Source organism: Cobetia sp. MB87 (genome assembly GCF_011319755.1).
Taxonomy (GTDB): Bacteria; Pseudomonadota; Gammaproteobacteria; order Pseudomonadales; family Halomonadaceae; genus Cobetia.
Map to the genome: position 1 here is coordinate 471,424 of NZ_VFBC01000005.1, position 24,071 is coordinate 495,494.

At 61.5% G+C, this 24,071-nt stretch carries 16 protein-coding genes and 4 tRNA genes; 1 reads left to right on the top strand and 19 read right to left on the bottom strand.

Features of this window, described 5'->3' with window-relative positions; translation table 11 throughout:
• Positions 1-77 precede the first annotated feature (77 nt).
• Positions 78-986, top strand: a complete 909-nt coding sequence (locus tag CDPAHKCJ_RS05340) for a LysR family transcriptional regulator (RefSeq protein WP_166018949.1) — start codon at positions 78-80, stop codon at positions 984-986.
• 28 nt (positions 987-1,014) lie between these two features.
• Here the strand turns inward: CDPAHKCJ_RS05340 and CDPAHKCJ_RS05345 are convergent, their stop codons facing one another.
• The 19 genes from CDPAHKCJ_RS05345 to CDPAHKCJ_RS05435 form a co-directional block, all read right to left on the bottom strand.
• A complete protein-coding gene (locus tag CDPAHKCJ_RS05345; RefSeq protein WP_166018950.1) occupies positions 1,015-2,211 on the bottom strand; it encodes an NAD(P)/FAD-dependent oxidoreductase in 1,197 nt (398 codons plus the stop codon).
• Between the two features lie 155 nt (positions 2,212-2,366).
• A complete protein-coding gene (gene pelG, locus CDPAHKCJ_RS05350) occupies positions 2,367-3,752 on the bottom strand; it encodes an exopolysaccharide Pel transporter PelG (protein ID WP_166018951.1) in 1,386 nt (461 codons plus the stop codon).
• A gap of 1 nt (position 3,753) precedes the next feature.
• The gene (gene pelF, locus CDPAHKCJ_RS05355) at positions 3,754-5,316 is read right to left on the bottom strand and encodes a GT4 family glycosyltransferase PelF (RefSeq protein WP_166018952.1); all 1,563 of its coding nucleotides are present in this window, start codon (positions 5,314-5,316) and stop codon (positions 3,754-3,756) included.
• Positions 5,313-6,419: a hypothetical protein gene (locus tag CDPAHKCJ_RS05360; protein ID WP_166018953.1), complete on the bottom strand. Its 1,107-nt coding sequence runs from the start codon at positions 6,417-6,419 to the stop codon at positions 5,313-5,315. Before CDPAHKCJ_RS05360 ends, pelF begins: the two co-directional genes overlap by 4 nt.
• 109 nt (positions 6,420-6,528) lie before the next feature.
• Positions 6,529-8,154: a PelD GGDEF domain-containing protein gene (locus CDPAHKCJ_RS13525; RefSeq protein WP_166018954.1), complete on the bottom strand. Its 1,626-nt coding sequence runs from the start codon at positions 8,152-8,154 to the stop codon at positions 6,529-6,531.
• A 7-nt stretch (positions 8,155-8,161) separates the two neighbouring features.
• The gene (locus CDPAHKCJ_RS05370) at positions 8,162-8,698 is read right to left on the bottom strand and encodes a hypothetical protein (RefSeq protein ID WP_166018955.1); all 537 of its coding nucleotides are present in this window, start codon (positions 8,696-8,698) and stop codon (positions 8,162-8,164) included.
• A 123-nt stretch (positions 8,699-8,821) separates the two neighbouring features.
• The gene (locus CDPAHKCJ_RS05375) at positions 8,822-12,490 is read right to left on the bottom strand and encodes a tetratricopeptide repeat protein (protein WP_166018956.1); all 3,669 of its coding nucleotides are present in this window, start codon (positions 12,488-12,490) and stop codon (positions 8,822-8,824) included.
• Positions 12,477-15,317, bottom strand: coding sequence for an endo alpha-1,4 polygalactosaminidase (locus CDPAHKCJ_RS05380; RefSeq protein ID WP_240916659.1), 2,841 nt, complete (start codon positions 15,315-15,317; stop codon positions 12,477-12,479). Before CDPAHKCJ_RS05380 ends, CDPAHKCJ_RS05375 begins: the two co-directional genes overlap by 14 nt.
• 1,421 nt (positions 15,318-16,738) lie before the next feature.
• On the bottom strand, positions 16,739-18,328 hold the full coding sequence (locus tag CDPAHKCJ_RS05385) for an ABC-F family ATPase (protein ID WP_166018957.1): 1,590 nt from the start codon (positions 18,326-18,328) through the stop codon (positions 16,739-16,741).
• Positions 18,329-18,421: 93 nt separating this feature from the next.
• Positions 18,422-18,703, bottom strand: a complete 282-nt coding sequence (locus CDPAHKCJ_RS05390) for a peptidylprolyl isomerase (protein WP_043333877.1) — start codon at positions 18,701-18,703, stop codon at positions 18,422-18,424.
• A gap of 276 nt (positions 18,704-18,979) precedes the next feature.
• Positions 18,980-19,067, bottom strand: a tRNA-Ser gene (locus tag CDPAHKCJ_RS05395).
• A gap of 216 nt (positions 19,068-19,283) precedes the next feature.
• Complete coding sequence (locus tag CDPAHKCJ_RS05400) at positions 19,284-19,859, bottom strand: YiiD C-terminal domain-containing protein (RefSeq protein WP_166018958.1); 576 nt, start codon at positions 19,857-19,859, stop codon at positions 19,284-19,286.
• 8 nt (positions 19,860-19,867) lie between these two features.
• Positions 19,868-20,428, bottom strand: coding sequence for a nitroreductase family protein (locus CDPAHKCJ_RS05405; protein ID WP_166018959.1), 561 nt, complete (start codon positions 20,426-20,428; stop codon positions 19,868-19,870).
• A 128-nt stretch (positions 20,429-20,556) separates the two neighbouring features.
• Positions 20,557-21,435, bottom strand: a complete 879-nt coding sequence (queF, locus tag CDPAHKCJ_RS05410) for an NADPH-dependent 7-cyano-7-deazaguanine reductase QueF (RefSeq protein WP_166018960.1) — start codon at positions 21,433-21,435, stop codon at positions 20,557-20,559.
• A gap of 133 nt (positions 21,436-21,568) precedes the next feature.
• A complete protein-coding gene (locus tag CDPAHKCJ_RS05415; RefSeq protein ID WP_043333883.1) occupies positions 21,569-22,342 on the bottom strand; it encodes an ABC transporter permease in 774 nt (257 codons plus the stop codon).
• Positions 22,339-23,307, bottom strand: coding sequence for an ABC transporter ATP-binding protein (locus tag CDPAHKCJ_RS05420; protein WP_166018961.1), 969 nt, complete (start codon positions 23,305-23,307; stop codon positions 22,339-22,341). Before CDPAHKCJ_RS05420 ends, CDPAHKCJ_RS05415 begins: the two co-directional genes overlap by 4 nt.
• Positions 23,308-23,694: 387 nt before the next feature.
• Positions 23,695-23,769 (bottom strand) — tRNA-Gly (locus CDPAHKCJ_RS05425).
• A gap of 34 nt (positions 23,770-23,803) precedes the next feature.
• Positions 23,804-23,879 (bottom strand) — tRNA-Glu (locus tag CDPAHKCJ_RS05430).
• A 117-nt stretch (positions 23,880-23,996) separates the two neighbouring features.
• A tRNA-Gly gene (locus tag CDPAHKCJ_RS05435) sits at positions 23,997-24,071 on the bottom strand.

A 24,071-nucleotide genomic window follows, 5' to 3' on the forward strand; every position in this document is an offset into this window, starting at 1 on the left:
GTGCAGGCTTATAATAGAAATGACAATACTTGATATGACTTATACTGGCTGAACATCAATCAGCCACGAGGGCCGGTATGGAACTCCGCACACTGAAAACCTTCGTCTCGGTGGCGACGCACAGAAGCTTCTCGGCCGCCGCGCGGGAGCTGCATACCGTGCAACCCGCCATCAGCCGCCAGATCGCCGACCTCGAAGCCGAGCTGGGCGTCAAGCTGCTATGGCGCAATACGCGGGAAGTGAAGATGACGGCACCGGGGGAGGCGTTGCTGGAAGAAGCGCAGCGCATGCTGGCGCTGGAGGCGCAGGCACGCAGGCGCGTGGCGATGGCTGCCAGCGGCCAGACCGGCACGCTGCGCATCGGCTACATGAGCTCGGCCTGCGCAAGCTTCGTGCCCGGCCTGATGCGCGACTTCGCCAGCGACCATCCCGAGGTCAGCCTGTCATTGCATGAGATGAGCGCCCAGCAGCAGCTGGATGCCTTCGCGCGTGACGAGATCGACATCGGCCTGTCGCGCCCGCTGCCCAGCGAGCAGCGTGACAGCCTGACCGCCGTGGCCGTCTATGAGGATAGGCTGATGGCGGTGGTGCCCGAGAGGCATCGCCTGGCGCACCGCAAGCGACTGGCTCTCAGCGAGCTTGCGCAGGAGGATTTCGTGCTGTTTCAGCGCGGGCAGGCGACAGGGCTGTTCGATCAGATCATCAGCGCCTGCGGCGATGCCGGCTTCTCGCCCCGCATCCAGCGCCAACCGGCCTTGATGCAGACACTGCTCAGTGAGGTCGCGGCCGGACTGGGCATCGCCATCGCACCAGGCTGCATCCGCCGCCTGCAGCGCGATGGCTGCCAGTTCATCCCCCTGCGCCCGGCACTCGGCGCGGTACCGCTTGAGCTGCACTACCCGACCACACCGGTCCGCCCGGTGATCGAGGCCTTCGTCACGCTGGTGGAGCAACGCCTGCCCGTCATCCGCCAGCAGATGGCGTGAGACGCAGCCAGTGGCGAGAAGGTGCAGGTCAACAGTTCAGGCCGCAGGCCACCGCCGAGGACCACGCCCACTGGAAGTTGTAGCCGCCAAGCTCGCCGGTGACATCCAGCACCTCGCCGATGAAGGCCAGCTGCGGCAGATCGCGCACGCTGAAGTCCTTCTGGGAGATGGCATCGGTGACCACGCCGCCCATCGTCACCTCGGCGGTGCGCCAGCCTTCGGTACCCGCTGGCTTTAGCTGCCAATGATTGAGCGACTGGGCCAGCTGTTCAAGACGTGCATTGGAGAGCTCGGCCAGACTGCGCTCGCTGATGCGGCCGGCATCGGCGTCCTGCCATTCGATCAGTGATTGGGCGAGACGCCTGGGCAGACGTTCGCCCAGCCACGGGCCGATCTGGCGTTTGGGGTGTTGCTCACGCAGGGCCAGCAGCTCCGCATAGGCGTCCGTACCTGGCAGCAGATCGATGCTCAACGGCTGTCCCGGTGTCCACCAGCTGGAGGCCTGCAGCATCGCCGGGCCGGAAAGCCCGCGGTGGGTGATCAGCATCGGCTCGCGATAATGGCCCTTGCCCGCCGTCACGCTCACGTCACAGGCCAGCCCGGACAGCGGCGACAGACGCTCCTTCCACTGCGAGGTCAGCGTGAATGGCACCAGCGCGGCGTAGGTATCGGTGACCTCGAGCCCGAACTGGCGCGCGATGTCGTAACCAAAGCCGGTCGCACCCAGCGTCGGGATCGACATGCCGCCGGTGGCGACCACCACACGCCCTGCCGTATGCGTACCATTGCTGGTCTCGACCCGCATGCCCTCGCCCGCGCGCTCAAGCGAGGTGATGCGCGTGCTGTGGCGAATCTCCGCCCCGGCCCACTCACACTCCGTCATCAGGATCGCCAGCAGGTCCTTGGCGGAATCGGCGCAGAACAGCTGCCCCGGCTTCTTCTCGACGTGCTCCAGCCCATGGCGCTCGACCAGCTCAAGAAAGTGATGCGGCGTGTAGCGCTTGAGCGCCGAGATGCAGAAGTGCGGATTGCGCGAGAAGAAGTTGGCGGGGCCGGCATCCAGGTTGGTGAAGTTGCAGCGTCCACCGCCCGACATCAGGATCTTCTTGCCCGCCTTGTTGGCATGGTCCAGCACCAGCACGCGCTTGCCCTGATAGCCTGTCGTGGCGGCACACATCAGGCCTGCCGCGCCTGCGCCGATGATGATGACGTCATATGTGGCCATGCCGGGCACTCCGTACTGCAAAAGATGAGAAGAAAGTCAGCCAACGCTGTCAGGCAATGCTGGCGGCCACGCAGTTTAGCAGAACGCCCGCCGACCGAGGGATTCTCGGAGGGCGGGCGTCGTTGCGCAGCAAACAGGACAGGCAGGCGCCTGAATCAGCGTTGGCGCATGAAGGTCATGTAGGTGAGGTCACGGAAGGCGCGGTCCAGTTGCTGGAAGCCTGCCAAGGTCACCAGCAGCGTCGAGACCGCATAGCCATAACCGTAGTACTGCGTCCCCAGCTGCTGGCTCAGCAGTGTCAGCCCCAGATTCAGTATCACGAAGGCCAGACACAGCCACAGCGCCGGCGACAGGCGGTCGAGATAGAACAGCACGTTGAGCACCGCCATGAACAGCACCTGGAAGGCCACGCCGATCAGGAAGACATTGAACAGCGGCAGGTACCACGAGGAGAAGCCAAGCAGCTGCATCAGGCTCGGCCCTGCCAGCAACAGCAGCACGACCGTCACCCCCTGCACCTTGAAGATGTCGAGAATGCCGCGGCGCACACTGCTGAGCATGCTGAGACGCCAGCCCTCTATCTCCTCCAGCGAACGTCCGGCCCGGATCGAGCGATCGAATTCACGACAGCCCTCGGCGAAGTCCGTCTCGATACGCATCAGGAAGATCGCCATGCCGGGAATGATCGACAGATAGGCCACGAACAGCGGCAGATCATGCAGCGGCGCCGCTCTCAGAGGGCCGATGACCTGCACCGACGTGATATCACTCAGCCAGAAGGCCAGCTTGTCGACCCAGACGCCAAGATTGTAGAGCAGGCCGATCATGAACAGACGCGGCTTGAAACGTCCCCAGCGCAGAAAATCACGGTCCCACGCCTTGTCACTGGCATAGTCACGACAGACCCGCCCCAACAGATAGAACAGCAACACTGCCTGACCGATGGCAAAGGCCGCCAGCAACCCTTCACGACCGAATCCCTTGAGCAGAAGTCCCAGTCCGATCATGGTGAGATAACCCAGCAGGAAGGCCATCAATACCTGACGATAGGCCTTGAGCCCGGCCACGAAGACCGCCACCGCCCAGACATTGCTGAGCAGCACGAAGCTCATCAGCATCATCACCCGATAGGCCCAGGGTGTCTCGGCGAAGCTGGTCAATGCCAGCGCAAGCCCTACCCCACCGGACAGTAGCGTGATCAAGGTCATCAGCCCCAGCATGTTGGGCACGATGGCACCGTCATTGCCCTCGTAGAGGCGATCCGACACATAGCGCGTGAAGATCAGCTGGAAAGGCCCGGTAAGTATCAGCGACGCCGCGATCAACCAGGTGACCGACACCGAGAATTGCGTGATGTAGTCTGCCGTCCAGCTGGCTCCTTCATGACTGGCCACACTGAGCATGCCCAGCGCCATGACCGCCAGTATGGAGATCACCCACGGACCGGAGCCAATCAGCGCCGCGTAACCATAGGCGCGCATGGCCCCGAGATAGGTGTCCTGCTTGAGCAGATGACGAAGTTCAAATCCGATACCGGCCATCTCAGACTTCCTCCGCCACGGTCATTTCGGCACGCTGCGCGCGCTCATACAGTGCCTGATATCGCGACAGCATCAGGGTATCGCTGTATTCACGCTCGACACGCTCGATACCGACATCCCGCGCTGACTGCCACGCCAGCGGGTCATTCAGCAATTCCGCCGCGGCTTCCGCCACCCGCTCGGGGCTGGCGATGGGCACGACGCGCCCGGCAGCCTGCTCAGGCGAGCCATCCCCCAGCAACATTTCACGACAGGCACCGACATCTGTCGTCACCACCGGCACACCCGCTGCCAGTGCCTCCAGCACGACCAGAGGCTGCGCTTCGCTGATCGAGGTCAGCACGATCAGACTGGCACTGGCCAGCACCTCATCAATGTCCTGGAAGCCCAGGAAGGTCAGGTGGTCATCCAGCATCAGCTGCTGCGCCAGTGAATGACATTCCTTGGCATATACCGGGTTCTCATCCGAGGGGCCCACCACCACGCCTTGTGCGTGCGGCATCTTGACCAACAGATGACGCAGCGAGCGGATGAAGGTCTTGATGTCCTTGATGGGACTGACACGCCCGATCAGCACGATTCTGCCCTGCTCGCGTCCCTGCCGGGTGCGCTCGCGCAGACGCCGGAAGCGTTCCAGCTGAATGCCGTTGGGAATGATGCTCGACTTCTCCGCCGTCACGCCATCACGCAGCTGGCGCTGCTGATTGCCGGCGTAGAGCGTCGTCACATCACTGGCGGCTGCATAGGTCATGCGTCCCAGGCTCTGGAAGAAGCGCACCCACAGTTCACGCAGATAGCCGGAGTCTGAACGCAGTCCATGACTCAGCGGGTCTGTCGGTGTCCGGATCCAGCTCGCTTCCAACAGATCGATATGGCGTTCCTTGGTGTAGATCCCGTGCTCGGTGATCTGCAATGGCGCACCGGTGTGGTGATGCGCCATCGCACCGAGAAAGCCGGCATAGCCTGTCGAGATGGCATGCAGACTGCGTCCGCGCGGCAACTGACGGGCGAGACTTGCCAGCTTGAACATCGGCGCGTGCATGTTGCGCACCGACCAGAAGTAATGAAGGAAGGAAGTTTCGGTGTAGTCATTCTCGTAATGACGCACGATTTCTTCCCACGCCAGACGGCTGTGCAGAAAGTCCTTGCGACTCAGTCCTCCCGGCGCCTCCAGCAGGCGTGAGACGCGGGCGAGATCTTCCGGCGCAGCGTCTCCCGTCTTGAGATTGTCATGCAGCTCACGACTGGCCGCGAAGGCCATCGGACAGCCCTTGCCCTTCATCCTGGGCAGATTCTGTACCTGATGCTGTGCATGTATGTCTTCATCACCCATCAAGTAATGACACTCCAGATGCACGACGTTGTCCGGCAACTCGTAGCGCACGCCCTCGTAGTCCTCGGGGCGGCTGCCAAGAAACACGATGGCAAATCGTGTCGTGGCCAGACCGCGGATCAACTGGTCGACCCACCCTGCCACCCCGCCACGCACCATCGGATAGGTGCCTTCCAACAGCAGCACCACATCCGCAGCCGGGTCATCCTTGTGCAATCGCGGCAGGCTCATTGCCAGTACTCCATGGGTTTCAACAAGCTGACGGGGACGCAGTCCCGCGTCTTGAGAGAGGTGAACAGCTGGCGAATGTCCGGCAGGTGCCGCTGGCGCAGGGCAAGCTCTCCCTCGATTTCCGCCAGACTGATGGGGCTGATGCCCAGACGCCTGGCCGCATCAAGACCCTCGCGGGCCTCGCCCAGCTGCCCCTTGAGCAGGCACAGCTGTGCACGCAAGGCCCAGCGTGAGGCCGTTTCCTTGCGGGAAAGAGCGTCATCCAATGCCACAAGCCCCTTGTCGAGCAACACATCGAGCGAGCCACCCTGCGCCAGCCCTATCAAGCCGAATTCGGCATAGAGCTGCGCGGTGGTTTCCGCGATTCGTCCTTCAGGGTCTGGACGTTGTGCACGCTCCTGCTCCAGCTCCGCAAGCTGCGCCATCAGGTCATCCTCGAGATTGCTGAGCATCGAATAGGCCAACAGACGCACCTCATCCACCTCATCCCCCACGCCCTGACGCATCAGCGCCACGGCGCGTGCACGCGGCAGATGGCGCGCCTGCATCAATGCCTGCTGACGCTGGCGCACATTGCCGGACTGCTCCAGCACGCTGGCCAGTCCTTCACGCAACACCTGACTGTCCACGTTCAATGAGGTCGGAGCCTGTTCCGGGAAATCCGGCGCACTGATACGACGCCAGCGGACTTCCGCTGGCGGTCGCGCTCGCGCCAACCCCGGAATCACGAAGAGCCCCAGCCCCACACCGCCAATCAACGGCAGCAACAGACAGAGCAGAGCGAGCCACACGGTCAGACCTGACGAGAAGCGCTGCTGCAGGCGCGCCGGCAACATCAGGTAAAGCGCCAGGGTCTGTAGACAGGCGCCGCCCAGATGCCAGTAAAGCCCACCATGAATGCTGGCCAGTGACGAAAGCTCACTGCTGAACAAGGCTTGCAGATCCAGCACCGATTGCAGGGCATCACTGATGGGCGCCAGCCAATGTGCCCAGGCCATCAGCTCCATCAGGCTGGCCACGACCAGCAACAGGAAGCCGAGCACACGGCCTGCATGCCCCAGCACACCGGAGGTGACTGATGGCGCTCCTGCTCCCGTAACCATTGCGTGTGATGAACGACCGTGTGATGAACGAGCATGCGACTCCTGCCTGCGCTCAGGGTCTTGGGACGGACTCTGGAGCAGACCCTGGGCACGGTCTTGTGAATGAGGCTCAGGAGTTGACATGCACGGCCTCATCGACAATCTCGCCCGACGCGGTCTGCCGAGTGGCTACCTTGTGCAGCGTGGAGTTCTTCAGATCAGGCTTGCCCGACGCATCCGTTCCAGCACTGGCAGCCTGCTGCCCCCTTCTGGTCGATACGGGCTGCTGCCAGGGCTTCTCGAGAGAGACCGCATGCGAATGGGACTGAACGCACGGGGTGCGTCGCAAGGACTCCATCAGCTCGGTCACGGAGGTCTTGCCGTCCAGCGGCATGGCCTCGAACATCAACGACCGTGCCACGGCCGGGTCCTCGAACAGACGGTCCAGTGCGGCCGACATGCGGGCGCGATAGGAGGTCATCGCGCGCTCTCCCGTCAGCGGCATGATCGTCACCCAGCTGCGCTGCCCGCTCTTGAGAGAAAGATCGAAGCACTCATCCAGTCCACGGCGCTGCTCATCGATGGCACCACTGATGTCGTGGGCCTGCTCATCGGTCACCGTGTAACCGAGAGTCAGCGTGATCGCGACCGCTTCGACCCGATTGCGCCGCACATGCTGCTGCCAACGCGCCAGACTGCCGTGCAGCGCACTTTCATCACGCGGCGTGATGGCCATGTGCTCGCCAAGGCGCGCACCGATGACGGACAGCAACTGCAACTGGCCCTCATGGAAATCGACAAACGGCATGTCGAGCACCACGAACAGTCCATGCACCTGTCCATCGAGGTCCACCAGCGGCACCACGCAGAGCGGCATGCCCTCCGCAACCTCGGTGTAATCCTCAAGGCTTGTCATCTCGCCATGCATCACGCAATCGGTCAGCATCGGATGATCCAGTGCCAGCTTGCCACGCGCACCCAGCCAGGCTGACGGAGCGCCCAGCGCTCCATTCGCGTCAACAGGCACCAATGCCATCTGACGCACACGAGAATACTGAGCGACGAAGGCCAGCATTTCCTCACCCATGAGTTCCAGGGTGTGGCGACTGTCACGCACCGCTTCAGACAGCATGCGCGCATGGAACTGACGCCCAAGCCGGGTCAAGGCATCACGCAGCGTGAAGGGCGTGGCTGCCATGCGCTCCGCCAGCTGGTCATGCGAGACACGCAGCGTGTGGTAGTGACGCAGGAAGGTTTCCTGGCGGCGGGCCTGGTGGTGGCCTGCCAGCACGACACGCCGATACTGGCGCCGCCAGTGTGCGGTGATTTCACCACACAGCAGGCCAAGCACCAGCAGTGCGGCAGCATTGACCGCGAAGCTGCCATTCAAGCCCTCGGCCAGTGATGCCAGGCCAGTACCTGAGACATCGGCACCTGCCAACAGCAGGCTCTCGGCCGCCATCAGCACGATACCGATCAGACCGGCCACCAGACCCGCGGCCACACCATGCTTGCCCCCCATCAGAATGGGGCCGGCCATCAGCAGCCAGGGCATGCCGGTCGCCAGCAGCAGCGGGTCCTGCGGATGCAGCACCACACCCGCCAGCGGCAGCAGGACTGCCAGCAACAGCATGTCCATCCACCAGCGTCGGCTACCGGCAGTACCTGCCAGCGCCGCTTGCAGGTCACTATCGGACTGCTCGGCACTGACCTGTTCGATCTTCGGAAGATCGTTGAAGGATTGGGGAGCGTTCACGGTCACCTCATTGCGCCAGGGCGATGTCGTCTACCAGGTCATCCAGCAGGTCATTGGCTTCACCGCTCAAGGTCGAGAAGCCCCAACCGCCACGTGCACCACTACCACTCCACAGCAGGTTGCCGGAGCTGACATCGACCACTTGCAGCGTCATGCCTACGGCAGGCTCTCCATCCAGACCGGCCTTGTAATGCCACTCCTCCACCGCACCGGTGACCAGATAGCGCACGCCATGCTGCTGCGCCCAGCTCAAGGCTTCCTGCTGATCGACATCATCATTGATGGCCAGCGGATTGACCGGTGTCTTGCGCGGCACGATACGCGGCGAGGCGATGCCTTCACGCGCCAGGCTGGTGACCAGCATGCCGCGGGCCTTTTCCCCTGCCAGCGGGGTTTCGGAGTGATTGGCCAACGGAGCGATGGCCCAGGCGGCATCGGCCTGAAGCGACGTGGACTGGTGGACACGCGTGGTGCCCGCGCAGGCCGTCAGAGCCAGTGCCAGGGCGGCGGTTGCCAGGGTCTTGCTTGCAGTCATCAAACGCATTGCTTGTCTTCCTTGTGAGAGGGCCTTCGCAGGGCCCGCAAAAAATGTCGGGAGTCACGCGCGTGTCTCAACCCCGCCAGCGCGACATCGGTTCAGCTTTTGCCAGGCTTCGCTGACATGACGTCAGCTACCCAGAAACATCTGATAGGTGAGAGCCGAGCCCAGCCGTGTGGCGTCATCGACACCGGTGCCATCATCAGCGGTGAATTCGAGACTCAGTTCGTCTCCGCCCAGAATGCTGGCGCCCAGACCTACGCCGACTCGGGTGCTGAAATCGCCCGTCGGCATGCGATAGCCACCGCTGACGTCAAGACTCATGCGCGGTGAGGCCACCTGTGGATAGGCACTGCCCGGCAGGCCTCGACTAATCTGGAAGCCACCGCCGACATAGCTCGAGTCATCGCTGAACAGAGAACCGATCGTGCTGCCTGACGTGAGGCGTGCTGCCGTTTCCTCCGGCAGGCTCGAGGCCAGATCGCTGGATTCATGGTTGGCGAATACGCGGGTCTCGAGGCGGTAACGCGCACCGGAAATCACGGCATGACGCCACTGGGCATCGAAAACCGAGCCCTCGGCCAGAGATTCACGGGAATCCATCGAGCTGAACTGACGCTGGTAGGCCGTCATCGAGAGTTGGTCACGCGCGGTCAGCTGCCAGCCGAATTCCATGCCGACACGGTCTTCCACCGCGAGCAGGCGCAGTAGATCACTGGCATCGGTGGTCTGGTTGTAGCTGGCAAACAGGCCAAGATTCAGGTTGTCGCTCCAGTTCCAGTCACGACGCAGACTTGCTGTCAGACGCGAATCAGCGTCACTCGCCACGCTGCCGAGAGACAGCCGGGTGCTCCCGGCGCCATCCTGGTCCCGACGCTTGCTGGAAAGCTCCAGATAGCGCTCGTTCTCCAGTCCATCGGCATCCACTTCCGGAGCAGTGCCATCACTGTCGAGCTGACGAGTTCCCAGCGTCAGACGGCTGGTGAAATCGTCACTGCTAGTCTCGAACATCGCCTGCTGTTGCTCGATCTCGAGATCACTGATCTCCTGATGGGACACCGTGACCGCCGCGCGCTCAGGCAGCTCACGGCGCAGGCTGGCGATTTCGCTGCGCATGTCATTGCCGCCGGCCTGCAGCTGCTCGGCAACCCGCAGGGCATCTGCATCGCGCCCCAGGGCGGAATAGGCAAGAAAACGCTCATCGAGTTGCAAGGCAGGCTCACGCTGTTCCAGCAGTCGGGTCAGCGTGGCGGTGTCACGCCGACTGATGGCGACCTGCAGCGTGTGGCTGATGTCGGGGGTCTGCCCGAACTGTTTCTGCACGCGCCACAGATAGCGCTGACGGGCGGTCTGGTCCATGCCAGCCAGTGTCTGCTGGGCAAGATTTCCCTCGTCACTTGACGCCAGAGGTGCGAGTCGAGCCAATATCAGATCATGCCATCGGGTGCTCTGCTCAGCGCCCATCTGCTCCCGCGATGCGCCGAGTGCATCAATCTGGGCCTGCAGTCGATCGCGATCATCCAGTTGGTCCAGTTGACGAACCAGTTCCGGGGCCAGTTCGCTCAGGGCATGACGGCGCAGACGGAAGGCTTCATTGCCATGACCCGCCTTGCGCATCAGGTCTGCCAGCACGATCTGGCGAGTGGAATCGGCGGGATAGTTGGCCATCATGTAGCGATACCAATGGGTCGCCCGCGCCGTGTCACCCAGAGTGCGATAACCGGTCGCCACGGCTTCGGCCATCACCAGTGAGTTACGCCCTTCCTGATCCCAGCGCTTGAGGTGCTCACGCAGCAGGTCGAGTTCGCCGGCAGCCGCCATGGCCTGCAGGCCGCCCGCCGCCAGTTCACGATGGTCCGGAAAGCGCACCAGCGCCTGACGATAGATCTCGATGGCGTGATGGTTCCTGTGGTCACGCAGCGCAAGGCTGCCGCGTACGCTCCAGTACTCGGCCAGGCTTTCCACCTTGTCAGGGTGCTGCTTCGCGAGCTTCATCAGCTCACGCGCCTCTTCAGGCTGCCCCAGCTCCAATGCCAGCTGAACGGCACGCAGCAACGCCGACCCATCCTGTTGCTGGTGCCAGCGCTGCCTGGCCAGGCGCGTCACCAACTCAAGATCACGATCTTCACTGGCAGCCTGCATCAACTGATTGTTTTCCCAGGACTCCAACGGTGTCGCAAGGCTCTTGTGGCTCAGCGATACCACCATGTCCTGACGATCACCCAGCGTCGTCGCGAGCAACGCACGCTTCTGCCAGTAGTCCGCTCGGGGTTCGGGATCACTCGGCGGTGCGACCTGGTCAAGGACCGCAAGAGCGCCCTTGAAATCCCAGCGTTTGATCAGCACTCGGCTTTGATCCATCGCGGTGACGGAGCGTTGGCTCTTGAAACGCTCCGATAGCGCCGCCCAAGCATCAGAAGACGCCTTCAGCTGACCGGTCTGCTCCAGGAAAGTAGCCAGGCGCGCCATCAGGTTGGCGTCGAGCAGGTCATGCTGCTGCCAATCACGCAGCACGCTGATGGCAACGTCGGGATAGCCAAGATGGTCCAGCACGTGAATGTAGCGGGTGCGATCGGTGATGTTCATGGCGCCGGTGCGCTGAAGCTGCTCCAGTGCCTGGCGAGACGCTGGATAATCACTCAGCCCGATCGCCAGTGCCGCGACCTTGCGCAGGTCTTGCGGTGTTCGGGTTCGCTCGGCCAGCTCCTGCTCATATTTCAGAGCAGCAGCGGGATTGCCGTTCCAGCGTTCGACATCCGCCAATGAACGAAGATGTTCGAGATCATCGGGCTCGCGCTCGTGCAGGGACTTGAGCAACCGGGTCGCCTCATCCAGATGCCCGAGCCCCATGGCCAGCGCTGCATGGCGCTGCACGCCCTCAAGGTCATCCGGATCGAGTGCCAGCAGATCGGCTGACCAGCGATAGGCCTGCTCGGGCTCATCACTGTCGAGCGCAATGCCGATGCCGATCTTGAGCAGCTCGGCATCCTGCGGGTCATGCGCCAGATACTCTCGGGCATAACGCATGGCCTGGCGCGAATCATCCGCCTGCAGCGCCGCCGTCAATGATCGCCTGGCCGCCTCGAGCGGCGTGATTTCCGCCGCCATGGCAGCAGGTATCACCCACTGCACCAGGCTGGCCATCGGGGCATCATCGGTGGAGAGGCGCCAGGCCTTGTGCCAGGCCTCGGCAGAGCGTTCAGGGCGATTGGCCTGCAACCAGACACGCGCCGCCTCTCCGTACCAGTGCACGCGCTGATCATCGGCGCGATCGCCCAGCAGTTCATAACAGGCAGCGGCCTGAGCCGGCTCACCGATATTCAGCCACCAGCTGGCGATCTTGTTGAGCTGCCCCACCGCCCTTTCCGGCAAGGCACTTTCATCGCCAGCGACCATCTGCTGGGCATACTGATGTAGCGCCCGACTCAACGCCGGCAACTTTTGCTCCCGGACATCGGGCGATGATGCCAGATACTGCCCCCACTTCACTTCCAGCAATGCCCAGCGCACATCAGGCCTGTTGGATGCCTCTACCGGAGCCAGCGTGTGCTCGGCATTGAGATAATCACCACTGGCGATCTGCAGACGCGCCACGGCCATGCGGTTGTCCAGTTCATCCGGGGCGGAATTCAGACGCGCCTGGGCGAACAGCAAGGCCGCGTGGCGGTCGTTGTCAGCATCCGGTGCCTCTTCATCCAGCAGATGGCGTGCCGGGAAGACAGCCACCAGGGTCAGCACCATGCCGACGCCAGCCACCTTGAGGCCCAGCGGCGAGAGCAAACGATCAGTCAGACGCATGGCAAGCCACCTCGATGGTCACGGGGCCGGGGCCTGCGTAATTCAATCGGGTACCATCCCCATCCTCAGTGGCCTGCGCGCCCGGCGCCGTGACACGACATCCTCGGGTGGCACCAAGCTCGACCTTGAGATCCACGGTATCAGCGGCCAGCGTCATGCTCAGCGAGCCATCATGGCGCACCGGCTCTGCCATCAGACGACCATTGGCATGCTTGAGATAGGGTGCATTCGGAGGGGTGTCCTGCGTGATCAGCACCGCCTTGTCACCTCCGCTGAGGGCCACATAACGTCCCGGCTTGATATCTCGCACACCGGCCACGCCCTGCGAGGCAGACAGATCCGGCCATCCCATTTCACGCGGCAGGCGCAGCGTGCGGGTATTGCGGGTGCCGGTGACCTGCCAGCCCCCCTCCAGACGGCGAGCAACACCCACGGAATACCAGTCGCGTGCCACCTTGCTCCAGGCGGAGGTATGCAGCGGCAAGGTGTCGAGGGTCAGCACGTAGTCATAGACCTGCTTGAGGGCCCGCAACGCCGCCGGGGTCGCGGCGGAATAGAAGTGGTAGTAGATGCTGAGTGACTTGAAGCGACGTGGCTCGTCCGTCAGCTGGAAGGTCTCGATGACACGACGGTAACCCCAGAGCGGCCCCTGCATCTCGTTGGTGTAGACGTTCTCATTGATCTGCGCTGCCAGTACCTGCAACTCATCCCCCACCGGACGCAGCATCGGTGACATCTGGGTCAGCGACGGATTGTCCCTGGTGATATCGGTATTGCCGCCATTGAGGTTGGCGAGCCCGTACTCACGCGTGATGGCCAGTGGCTTCTCCGGTGGCAGTGCATCACCGGACCACAGAATCATCTTCACCTTCTTGTTCGGAGGCAGCAGCGTCTTTTCGATGTAATCGGAAGACCCGATGATCTCGCGCTTGTAGTCGAAGCGGTAATCACCCAGTGGCAGGTTGTAGCCAAAGCCTGCTGCCGTCTCACCCTCACCTGCCAGATCCCCTTCCTTGATCTGCAACCAGGAAAAGGGGTGACTGAAGGTATGGGTGGCCGCCTCTACCCATGGCAGGGCGAAGATACGCCGCGCCAAGGGCTCAAGCTCGGGGCCATCCTGCGGGCGCATGCTGACCGGGCCGAACTCGCCTTCTACCACGGAGACAGTGGTCGGCACCTTGTACTTGCTGAGCACCTCGTCATAGAGCACCTTGCCGGTGAAGGGGGTGCCGGGGAACTCCGCGTGACTGATGAAGGCGTCACCATCGATATGCGTCTCCCAGTAACGCGCGCCATTCTCGGTCGTGGCGTCCGGCATCGGGAAAGGTTTCAGGTTCAGCGACGTCTTCAGGAAGGCGAAGGGGTCAATGATCCAGCGTGACTGTGAGCCGATGCCACTCAAGACCCAGGGAGCGACCGCCACGCCGCCCCAGTCACCTGTCATGACCGGTGAAAAGCGATTGCCGCGATTGTCCTCAAGCTCCAGGTGGGAAATGTTGTCCTCGCGCTGGCTGTTGAAGCCCCCCTGGAATTTCGGATTGCCCTGCAGCATTCCCTCGAAATCAATCATCGCATCATGATGGATTTCCTTGTGAGAGGTACTGCCGTCTGCCGAATAACCGCGCAGGCCGGTCAAGGCACCGACTTCCCCATGGAAATCCACCGCAGGCGACCCCAGCATCGCGATGCGGGTACCTTCCCGCATCTGCCGTGCCAGCCAGCGGTCAAAGTCGATGGGCGCGCTATCAGAGGAAGGCAACCAGGTGACAATGCCGGCATAGCGTCCCTTGAGCACATCTGTCGGCAGCGGTGCATTGATATCGCGATATTCCACCGCGTACCCCATGTACTCGAGAATCACGCCCAGATAGCGGAAGAGGTCGGTATCCGCGATGTCATTCTCATGTGCACTGGCCTTGTCGTAGAACGCCAGAATGCGGCGCGGTACCGGCTCGATCAGTCCGACCCCCATCTGATTGAGGGCAGGCACGCTGACCCACGGCACGAAACCGGCGTCGTGGATACGCCTGGCAGTCTTGCGCGCCAGCTTGCGCTGGGCGGGGGGCACGTAGTCGATGGCAATCGCCGTCAGACCAAGATCCGTCACGTGTTGCAGCTTGTCGGCGAGCCATTCGCTATCCTCATCGCTCACCCGCGCATAGTGCTCGCTTTTCGGATTCCAGCGTCGATAGAGAGATTCCGCCGCCACACCGACAACATCCTCCTGCACGGCATCGAGCACCTCGAAGCCGCGATTCATGATCAGCTTCATCTCGGGATGGCGTTGATGAATCCGCTTGATGATGGAGACCAGCGATTGCTGTTGAACTCTGGCCTCGGCGGCGTCATCGGTGAAGCGCCAATAGCTGTCCAGCGTATCGAGAAACAACCCTCGATAACCCTGCTGCCAGAGTGCATCAGCTCGCTGAGCCAGATGCTGCTGCCAACGCGGGTCAGAAAGATCCGCGACCTTGCTGTTCCAATCGGCATTGACGCCACGTGTCGCCGCCTCGAGATCACCCGAGACACCCTGACGCCAGCCTTCCAGTTCACCGACGCTCAGATAGGCAAAGACCTCACTGCCATGGGCAGCCAGACGCTTGAGGCCCTGCGGCATCGCATTGCCGCTCGCTGTATCCTCGGGCTCGCTGTCGTCTGACGAGGAGGACGAGTGGCGCCCCTTGACGCTATCCGCTTCCACCACGACCCAGTCGAACTGATCGAGCTGCTCATACGGAAGATCATTGCCGTAGTAGAACGCCACACTCGGCGCGTCAGCAGTGCCGGCGGCCTTCACATCGGGACCTGCAAGATCAGCAGGTGACATCGCCCCGTCTGCCTGAGCGATGACAGGCAGGACAGCAAGCAGGAGATGGGGCAGCCAACGACAGATGGGCATCGAGAATTTCTCTTCCAGTTTACGTAAGTCTTTTGCCTTAGTTCAGACATGAGATATGCCATCACCGACAAATATTCATGGGAAAAACAGGGGTGCCTGTCAGCGATATAGACACTTGGCTACTTCCTGAGCCCACTGATCATCCGCACACGATTTCAGTCAGTGGCGTGAACCAATGACGGTATTGTCTCGAGGTGATTATTCATACAATGCGACTTGGCAACTCGGTGTATCAAATACCTGATCGCCAAATACAAAATGACAAACAATGTGTTGATGACATCCGAAACCCGCAACAGGTGAATGGCGCAAGACACATTCCCGGCATATAAAAGCGCATCAGGCATCATCACTTCCATGGCATGGCGCCAGTGGCTGCAGATACGCCATACAACCGGGACTCGTTTGCATCAAGACCGGAAACGTCATCAACAGCAAATGCTTATGAATCCTGAAGAGCACCACGATTGGCGAGCCACTTCACAGCTGAGTGACTGAAAAGCCATTCGTCATTTGAAACACATGGACTACAGGCCATCCCAGGATGAGCAATAGACTTTGTGAAAGTCGACTGACATCACATGCCAGCATCACGACAATGAGGCACTATTGATGAACACTCATCAGCTCGAAACGCCACTATATCTCGTCACCATCAGCGTTAACTATTCGACCGTTCAATGAAGTGTGATTTCAACGAAAGAAATCAATCATCAACAGAACTCATTCCTCTCTTTCGGTGAGATCGCAATTTAAAAGGATAATAATCCGTGATTCAACAAAATATCGGAAACACTATTAAAGCGTGACTCATGCCGCCCTGACGCCACGACCATCCTCAGACTCTAACCCCATCGCAAGGACTACTCATCTCATTCATTGCGTAACCCGGTGTAACTTTCAGGCCAGGATATCAAGTAAACGCTGAAAAAACGCAGCATCCATCAATGCGATTTATTCTTGTTGACCATCGGATGAACAAGCGCTGTTACCGGTTAATTCAGTGGTGCGCTCCTTCAGTACGACGATGAGAGGGCCACAGATGTCATGGTTGAAAATAATTTTCAGCCCGGTCAGATGTCAGGTCTTGCTGGGAGTTGTCCAGCAAGCTCCAGAGACTGACAAGACCTTCGCCGACGTGTGCTGAAGCCCTGTAGACCATCTGCCGGCCATATCTACCTGGCCTGCCTATCTGCCTGCCTGTCACCTCTCACCAGCCTCGCCCACCAGCCCGGCCCTACCTCTTCACTTCTCATTCCCACCCTCGCCCTGAATGCACGACACCCCCACCGTCAGAGACGATGAGGGTGTCTTGTCAGACCGGACAGACTAGCCAGTCACGGCGCGTCTCAGACGATGACGCCCTGGCTGCGCAGGTAATCATCGTAGGTGCCGGAGAAGTCGACCACGCCATCGGCCTTCAGCTCGATGATGCGGGTGGCCAGCGAGCCGACGAATTCACGGTCGTGGCTGACGAAGATCAGGGTGCCCGGGTAGTTTTCCAGCGCGAGGTTGAGCGCCTCGATGGATTCCATGTCCAGGTGGTTGGTCGGCTCATCCATCACCAGCACGTTGGGCTGCTTGAGGATCAGCTTGCCGAACAGCATGCGGCCCTGCTCGCCACCGGAGATGACCTTGACCGACTTCTGGATGTCATCATTGGAGAACAGCATGCGACCCAGGGTGCCACGCACGACCTGCTCACCGCCGCCGGTCCACTGCGCCATCCAGTCATAGAGGCTCATGTCGTTGGCGAAGTCATGGGCGTGGTCCTGCGCGTAGTAGCCGACGTCCGCGGCGTCGGTCCACTTCACTTCACCGGCGTCCGGGTGCATCTCGCCGACCAGGGTGCGCAGCAGCGTGGTCTTGCCGATGCCGTTCGGGCCGATGATGGCGACACGCTCACCGGCGGCGACCGTGAAGCTGAAGTTCTCGAACAGGGTGTTGCCGTCGAAGCCCTTGGAGAGCTTGTCGATCATCACCGCGTTGTTGTGGACCTTCCTGGTCTGCTCGAAGCGGATGAACGGGCTGACGCGTGAGGACGGCTTGATCTCGTTGAGCTGGATCTTGTCGATCTGCTTGGCACGCGAGGTCGCCTGCTTGGCCTTGGAGGCGTTGGCGGAGAAGCGGCTGACGAAGGACTGCAGCTCGGCGATCTGCGCCTTCTTCTTGGCGTTGTCGGCCTGCAGCTGTTCACGCGCCTGGGTGGCGGCGGTCATGTACTCGTCGTAGTTGCCCGGGAACAGGCGCAGCTCACCGTAATCCAGGTCCGCCATGTGGGTGCAGACACTGTTCAGGAAGTGACGGTCGTGCGAGATGATGATCATGGTGCTGGACCGCGCGGTCAGCACGCCTTCCAACCAGCGGATGGTGTTGATGTCCAGGTGGTTGGTCGGCTCATCGAGCAGCAGGACGTCAGGATCGGAGAACAGCGCCTGTGCCAGCAGCACGCGCAGCTTCCAGCCCGGCGCGACTTCGCTCATCGGTCCCAGGTGCTGCTCGATGGGGATATCGAGGCCCATCAGCAGCTCACCGGCACGCGCTTCGGCGGTGTAGCCGTCAAGCTCGGCGAATTCGACCTCGAGGTCGGCGACCTTCATGCCGTCTTCCTCGCTCATCTCCGGCAGCGAGTAGATGCGGTCACGCTCGGCCTTGACCACGGCCAGACGCTCGTGGCCCATGATGACGGTGTCGAGCACCGTGTATTCCTCATAGGCGAACTGGTCCTGACGCAGCTTGCCCAGACGGATGTTGGGCTCGAGCATGACGTGACCACCGGACGGCTCCAGATCGCCACCGAGAATCTTCATCATGGTCGACTTGCCGCAGCCGTTGGCACCGATCAAGCCGTAGCGATTGCCACGCCCGAACTTGGCGGAGACGTCTTCAAACAGCGGCTTGGCACCGAACTGCATGGTGAGATTGGCGGTAGAGATCACGAGGGAATATCCGTTTGAAATGAAAAAGGTGGGCGGTGACGAAGCGTCACGCTGGCGCCGGGAAACACGGGGGCCGCAAAGGCCTGGCAGGCATCAGCCGCGGAAGAAGACTTCCAGCAGGTGATAGCCGAACTTGCTCTTCAGCGGCCCCTGCAGGGTATTGAGCGGGCCCTTGAAGATGGCGCGATCAATGCCGCCGACCATCTGGCCGGGGCGCACTTCGCCCAGGTCACCGCCCTGCTTGCCGGAGGGACAGGTGGAGTGCTTCTTCGCCAGTTTCTCGAACGGCTGGCCGCGCTCCAGTGACTGCTTGAGACGCTGCGCCTCGGCCTCGGTCTTCACCAGAATGTGGCGTGCCATGGCAATACGAGCCATCTCGTGTCCTCTTGCAGGCGGAATCGGTCTTGCCTCACGCCATCTTATGCCCCGGATATCCCGGAAGCAGGCCCGACGTCACCCGACCACGCCACTGGCGGCATGACAGTCGTCATGACGCGAGATCAGGCGTTCGGGGAAGGTGAGACAGGCGATGGGGTGAGTCTGAAGGCGGGCATGATAACAGCTCAGGATGACAGACGCTGTAGTGCAAGCTCGATAGCTCGCTCAGAAACGCGAAAAGCCCGCATCGTGAGATGCGGGCTTTTCTGAATCTGGTGGAGGAGGAGGGATTCGAACCCTCGAAGCCTTTCGACTTACACACTTTCCAGGCGTGCTCCTTCGACCACTCGGACACCCCTCCAGATCAGTGCTCTCATTGGTCACCCGACTGCGTCGTGTTTCCCTTGAGAACGCGGCGTATATTATCGATAACCTTCGAGTGGCGCAAGCCTTTTTTCCAAAAACTTTCAGATAGATAGCGTCAGCGCTCTCACTCTGCTCACTGACCCTGCGCCCTCACCCTGCGCTTGCACCCTGTGCTCTCAACCCGCGCACTGGCCCAAGGGCGTGCTCATCGTCACGGCCCCAGCACCACGTAATCGCCGCGGGCCTCGAAACACAGTCGCGGAGCGGACTGCCCTTCGGCCTGACACCACAGCTGCTGGGTCAGCGACAGTCGCGCTCGCCGCCCTGCCGCCAGGCGCTCGCCCACTTCGTCCAGCGCTGCCATGTCATCCGGCGCGCAGAGGATGTGATAGTCGCCACTGACCGGGGCCAGAAACCGCTGACTGGCCTGCGACACCACGATATCGCGCTGGATACCGCGGGCACGCAGCCAGAGCGTCAGCCAGCTCCAGCCACACAGGGTCGCCTCGAGACTCATGGCGCCTCCGAAGGCGGTGCCCTTGTCATTGAGATTGGGCGGCAGACGCAGGTGCCAGCTCAGCTGCCCCGTCGCACGCTCGGGCTCTGACCACTGCATCTCGACAAGCCCCAGATGAGCGGCCAGCGGGATCGCCTGACTCAGCCAATCACGGAACCGTGAAAGATCGTCACTGACCGGCGCCGCGAGAGTGCCCGACCGCCCCTGCCCGTCACGCGACAAAGGCAGCGGTGGCCAGGCTTCACCACTCGAGCGCAACTGCTCGTTCATTCAGCGTCTCACTGCCAGCGTTCGACGAAGTCGGCACTTTTGCGGTTCGGCAATGGCTTGAGGCGTCCGCCCGGAGTGCCGAGATAAAGGAAGCCGACCAGCTCATCCTGCTCACCCATGCCCAGCCCTGCGTGCACGATGGGGTCAAAGGCGTAGCCGCCGGTGCGCCACATGCCACCGAGCCCCTGGGCCTGAGCGGCATACAGCATGGCGTGGGCGGCACAGCCGGCGCTGACCACCTGCTCGACACGCGGCACCTTGGGGTGGTCCGGCGTGACCCTGGCGATCACCGCGATCACCATCGGCGCACGCAGCGGCTTCTTGCTGGCCGCTGCCTGGGCGGTCTCGTCACCCGCCGGCGACTTGTTGCGCTCCGCCTCGGCGAACAGCTCGCCGAGACGCTCAAGCCCGCTGCCCGTGAATTCGATGAAGCGCCAAGGCGTCAGCTCGGCGTGGTCCGGCGCGCGCAGGGCGGCCTGGTAGATGGCCTCCATCTGCGTCTCGCTCGGGGCCGGCGCCATCAGCTTGCCCATGGAATTGCGTTCATGCAGTAACGTCAGCGCGTCCATCGTCTCTCCTGTCACAGACTTAAGATAAGAATGATTCTCACACTAGCATGTCGCCGGTACGCCGTCTCATCACTCGCTGCTATCTGCCTGATTGGCAAGCCGATCAGACGACATGAGCATAGAGAGAACTACTGACGCGAGAGACGCAGCGGCAGGCTGGCACGGGCCTCTGCCTCGAGATCTGGCGTAGCACGCCACGGGCTGATGTCCAGGCCACCACGACGTACATAGCGCGCCATCACCAGCAAAGACTCTGGCTTCACGCGTGCCATCAGATCAACGAACAGATGCTCGACACAGTGCTCGTGGAAGTCCTGATGCTGGCGATAGCTGATCAGATAGGCCAGCAGGCGCTCGCGATCGATACGCGGGCCGCGATAACGGATCCACACGCTACCCCAGTCCGGCTGGCCGGTGACCGGGCAGTTGGACTTGAGCAGGTGGCTGTGCAGGTCTTCGCTAACGATGTCGGCGGCATCGGCGCTGAGCACCTCCGGCGACGGCGTGTAGTGCTCGACGCTGATCGGCAAGTCATCGAGGCACTCTCCCGGCAGACGCCCGACGTCCAGCTCGCTATCGTCCAGCTTCAGCAGACGCACCTCGACCGGCGCACCGGCCGCGGCGGCGAGGTCACGCTCCAGCGTTGCCTGCACCGCCGCCTGATCGGGGAAACGGCTCTGATTGAGACTGTTGAGATAGAGCTTCCAGGACTTGGATTCGATCAGGTTCGGCGAGGCTGCCGGCAGGCGGAAGCGTGCCACGCGCACCCACGGCTTGCCGGCCTCATCCAGCCAGGAGACTTCAAAGGCGTGCCACTCATCCTCACCGACGAACGGCAGCGCCGCGTCATCGATGCCAATGGGGCCACGATTGGCTGCCCGCGCGATGGGAAACAGCAGGCTGGCATCGTAGTGCTCGGGATAGGCGGACTCTCGCCCGAGCGGGGCATCCTTGAGAGTCTCGGGGCGTGCCTCGTCGGGCACGTTGACGGCAGTGGGGTGAGCCATGACAGCACTCCAGTGAAATAGGCCAATAACGCATCGATATCAGGGGCGCAGACAGCAGAACGCCGGCAGAAGCCGGCGTTGCATGCACTGGCGCGATAGCGCGCATCTTACCATCATCGTCTGGGCGACATCTTCAGCTGCGGATGCCCTTGCCACGCTCCAGCAGCCACAGCGCGAAGGCGAATAGGCCGATGATGAAGGCCACGATGGCCGCCATCGCCGGGCCGACGCTGATGTCCGAGACCCCCAGAATGCCGTAGCGGAAGGTGTTGACCATGTAAAGGATCGGGTTGGCCAGCGACACCGTCTGCCAGAATTCCGGCAGCATGTGGATGGAATAGAAGACGCCCCCCAGGTAGGTCAGCGGAGTCAGCACGAAGGTCGGAATGATCGAGATGTCATCGAACTTGCGCGCGAACAGCGCATTGATGAAGCCACCGATGGAGAACAGCAGCGCCGTCAGCACCACGACCATGATGGTCAGGAAGGGGTGATGGATATCGAGATCCGTGAACAGGAAGGCCACGGCGGTCACGATGATGCCGACCCCCAGCCCGCGCACGGCGCCACCGATGATGTAGCCGAGCAGGATGATCCACGAGGGCAGCGGCGAGACCATCAGCTCCTCGATGCTGCGCTGGAACTTGTTGGAGAAGAATGACGAGGCCACGTTGGAATACGAGTTGGTGATCACCGACATCATGATCAGCCCCGGCACGATGTAATCCATGTAGCTGATGCCATCCATGGTGCCGATGCGCGAGCCGATGAGATTGCCGAAGATGACGAAATAGAGCGTCATGGTGATGGAAGGCGGCAACAGCGTCTGCGGCCAGATGCGCGTGAAACGACGGACTTCCTTGACGACGATGGTGACCAGAGCCACCCATAGCTGACGGGGGTTCACTGCGTGATCTCCTTGGCGACATTGGAGGCGATACCGCTTTCGGCGTTGGAGCGCTCGACCAGGTCGACGAACAGCTCCTCGAGGCGATTGGCACGATTGCGCATCGACACCACGGTGATGCCGGCGCGATCCAGCGCCGCGAAGGCGGTATTGATCGACTGGCCCTTGCGCACGGCGAGCGCCAGCTGCTGAGGGTCACTCAAGGAGACCTCGAACCCGGCAATCACCGGCGCCTTGGTCAGCGGCTCACGAATGTCGAGCAGGAAGGTTTCCGCATCCAGCTCCTTGAGCAGCTCACGCATGCTGGTGTTATGCACGATCTCGCCATGGTTGATGATGGCGATATTGCGGCACAGGCTCTCGGCCTCTTCCAGGTAATGCGTGGTGAGGATGATGGTGGTGCCCTCCTCCCGATTGATGCGGCGCATGAACTCCCACATCGAGCGGCGCAATTCGATATCCACGCCAGCGGTCGGCTCATCGAGAATCAGCAGGCGCGGCTTGTGGATCAACGCACGGGCAATCATCAGACGGCGCTTCATGCCACCGGACAGCATGCGTGACGGGGTGTCGCGCTTGTCCCACAGCCCGAGATCCCTGAGCAGGCGCTCGGCACGCGGGCGCGCTTCCTTCATCGGCATGCCGTAATAACCCGCCTGGGTCATCACGATGTCCTGCACCTTCTCGAACTGATTGAAGTTGAACTCCTGCGGCACCACACCAAGGTGATACTTGGCCTTCGAGAAGTCCTTGTCGATATCGATTCCTGAGATCTCGACCTTGCCTGCGGTCTTCTGCACCAGCGAACTCACCACGCCGAGGGTCGTGGACTTTCCGGCCCCATTGGGGCCCAGCAGCGCGAAGAAATCGCCCTCGGGGACGTCAAGATCAATCCCCTTGAGCGCCTCAAAACCGTTGCCGTAGACCTTGGTCAGGCCACGGATAGACAAGGCAGGTCGTGACATCGGACACCTGTAATCGATTGACGCTGTCAGCCAGCACAGCAGAAAAGACGCATCTGAGAACAATTGCGCAACAGTGATGGCACCGTTTCTCGCAGTCCGCGAACATGAAAATCAGATGCAAGATATTGGATGCGCATGGTAACGCATTCGGCGCTGCCACATCAGACACACGGCAGAAAGGCATTAGTGCGCCACGGGAAACAAGCAGAGGGTGAAAATCACGCCAGGGGCAGCACCAGCGAGAGGCGCAGAACAGGGTGGAGAGGAATTTCAGGCACAAAAAAATCGCCAGTGACGTAACACGATGATCGTGTCTGTCAGGCGATGGTGTACTGCTATGTCATGCTTTTGCTTGCAACGTCACATTCGACTGGAGCGACATTCGACTGGAGCGGGAAACGAGATTCGAACTCGCGACCCCAACCTTGGCAAGGTTGTGCTCTACCACTGAGCTATTCCCGCCTGTCGAAACACAAAACTGCGGCGTAAAACAGAATGGCGTCCCATAGGGGGTTCGAACCCCTGTTACCGCCGTGAAAGGGCGGTGTCCTAGACCACTAGACGAATGGGACACACGTTAGAAAAAGCCATGCTTAATCTAAATGGAGCGGGAAACGAGATTCGATCGGACTGGCGGGCCATTGGACTGGCACTCCAGCTCGCGACCTTGTCACACCACTTGTTCCGAATGGAGCGGGAAACGAGATTCGAACTCGCGACCCCAACCTTGGCAAGGTTGTGCTCTACCACTGAGCTATTCCCGC

Excerpts from the sequence above, each read along its gene's own strand:
- pelG (WP_166018951.1), bottom strand. The coding sequence starts at position 3,752 with ATGGCCGGTATCGGATTTGAACTTCGTCATCTGCTCAAGCAGGACACC.
- CDPAHKCJ_RS05420 (WP_166018961.1), bottom strand. The coding sequence starts at position 23,307 with ATGTCACGACCTGCCTTGTCTATCCGTGGCCTGACCAAGGTCTACGGC.
- CDPAHKCJ_RS05390 (WP_043333877.1), bottom strand. The coding sequence starts at position 18,703 with ATGGCTCGTATTGCCATGGCACGCCACATTCTGGTGAAGACCGAGGCC.
- CDPAHKCJ_RS05345 (WP_166018950.1), bottom strand. The coding sequence starts at position 2,211 with ATGGCCACATATGACGTCATCATCATCGGCGCAGGCGCGGCAGGCCTG.
- CDPAHKCJ_RS05380 (WP_240916659.1), bottom strand. The coding sequence starts at position 15,317 with ATGTCACCTGCTGATCTTGCAGGTCCCGATGTGAAGGCCGCCGGCACT.
- queF (WP_166018960.1), bottom strand. The coding sequence starts at position 21,435 with ATGGCTCACCCCACTGCCGTCAACGTGCCCGACGAGGCACGCCCCGAG.
- CDPAHKCJ_RS05375 (WP_166018956.1), bottom strand. The coding sequence starts at position 12,490 with ATGCGTCTGACTGATCGTTTGCTCTCGCCGCTGGGCCTCAAGGTGGCT.
- CDPAHKCJ_RS05370 (WP_166018955.1), bottom strand. The coding sequence starts at position 8,698 with ATGCGTTTGATGACTGCAAGCAAGACCCTGGCAACCGCCGCCCTGGCA.
- CDPAHKCJ_RS05405 (WP_166018959.1), bottom strand. The coding sequence starts at position 20,428 with ATGGACGCGCTGACGTTACTGCATGAACGCAATTCCATGGGCAAGCTG.
- CDPAHKCJ_RS05340 (WP_166018949.1), top strand. The coding sequence starts at position 78 with ATGGAACTCCGCACACTGAAAACCTTCGTCTCGGTGGCGACGCACAGA.
- CDPAHKCJ_RS05360 (WP_166018953.1), bottom strand. The coding sequence starts at position 6,419 with ATGGTTACGGGAGCAGGAGCGCCATCAGTCACCTCCGGTGTGCTGGGG.
- CDPAHKCJ_RS05400 (WP_166018958.1), bottom strand. The coding sequence starts at position 19,859 with ATGAACGAGCAGTTGCGCTCGAGTGGTGAAGCCTGGCCACCGCTGCCT.
- pelF (WP_166018952.1), bottom strand. The coding sequence starts at position 5,316 with ATGAGCCTGCCGCGATTGCACAAGGATGACCCGGCTGCGGATGTGGTG.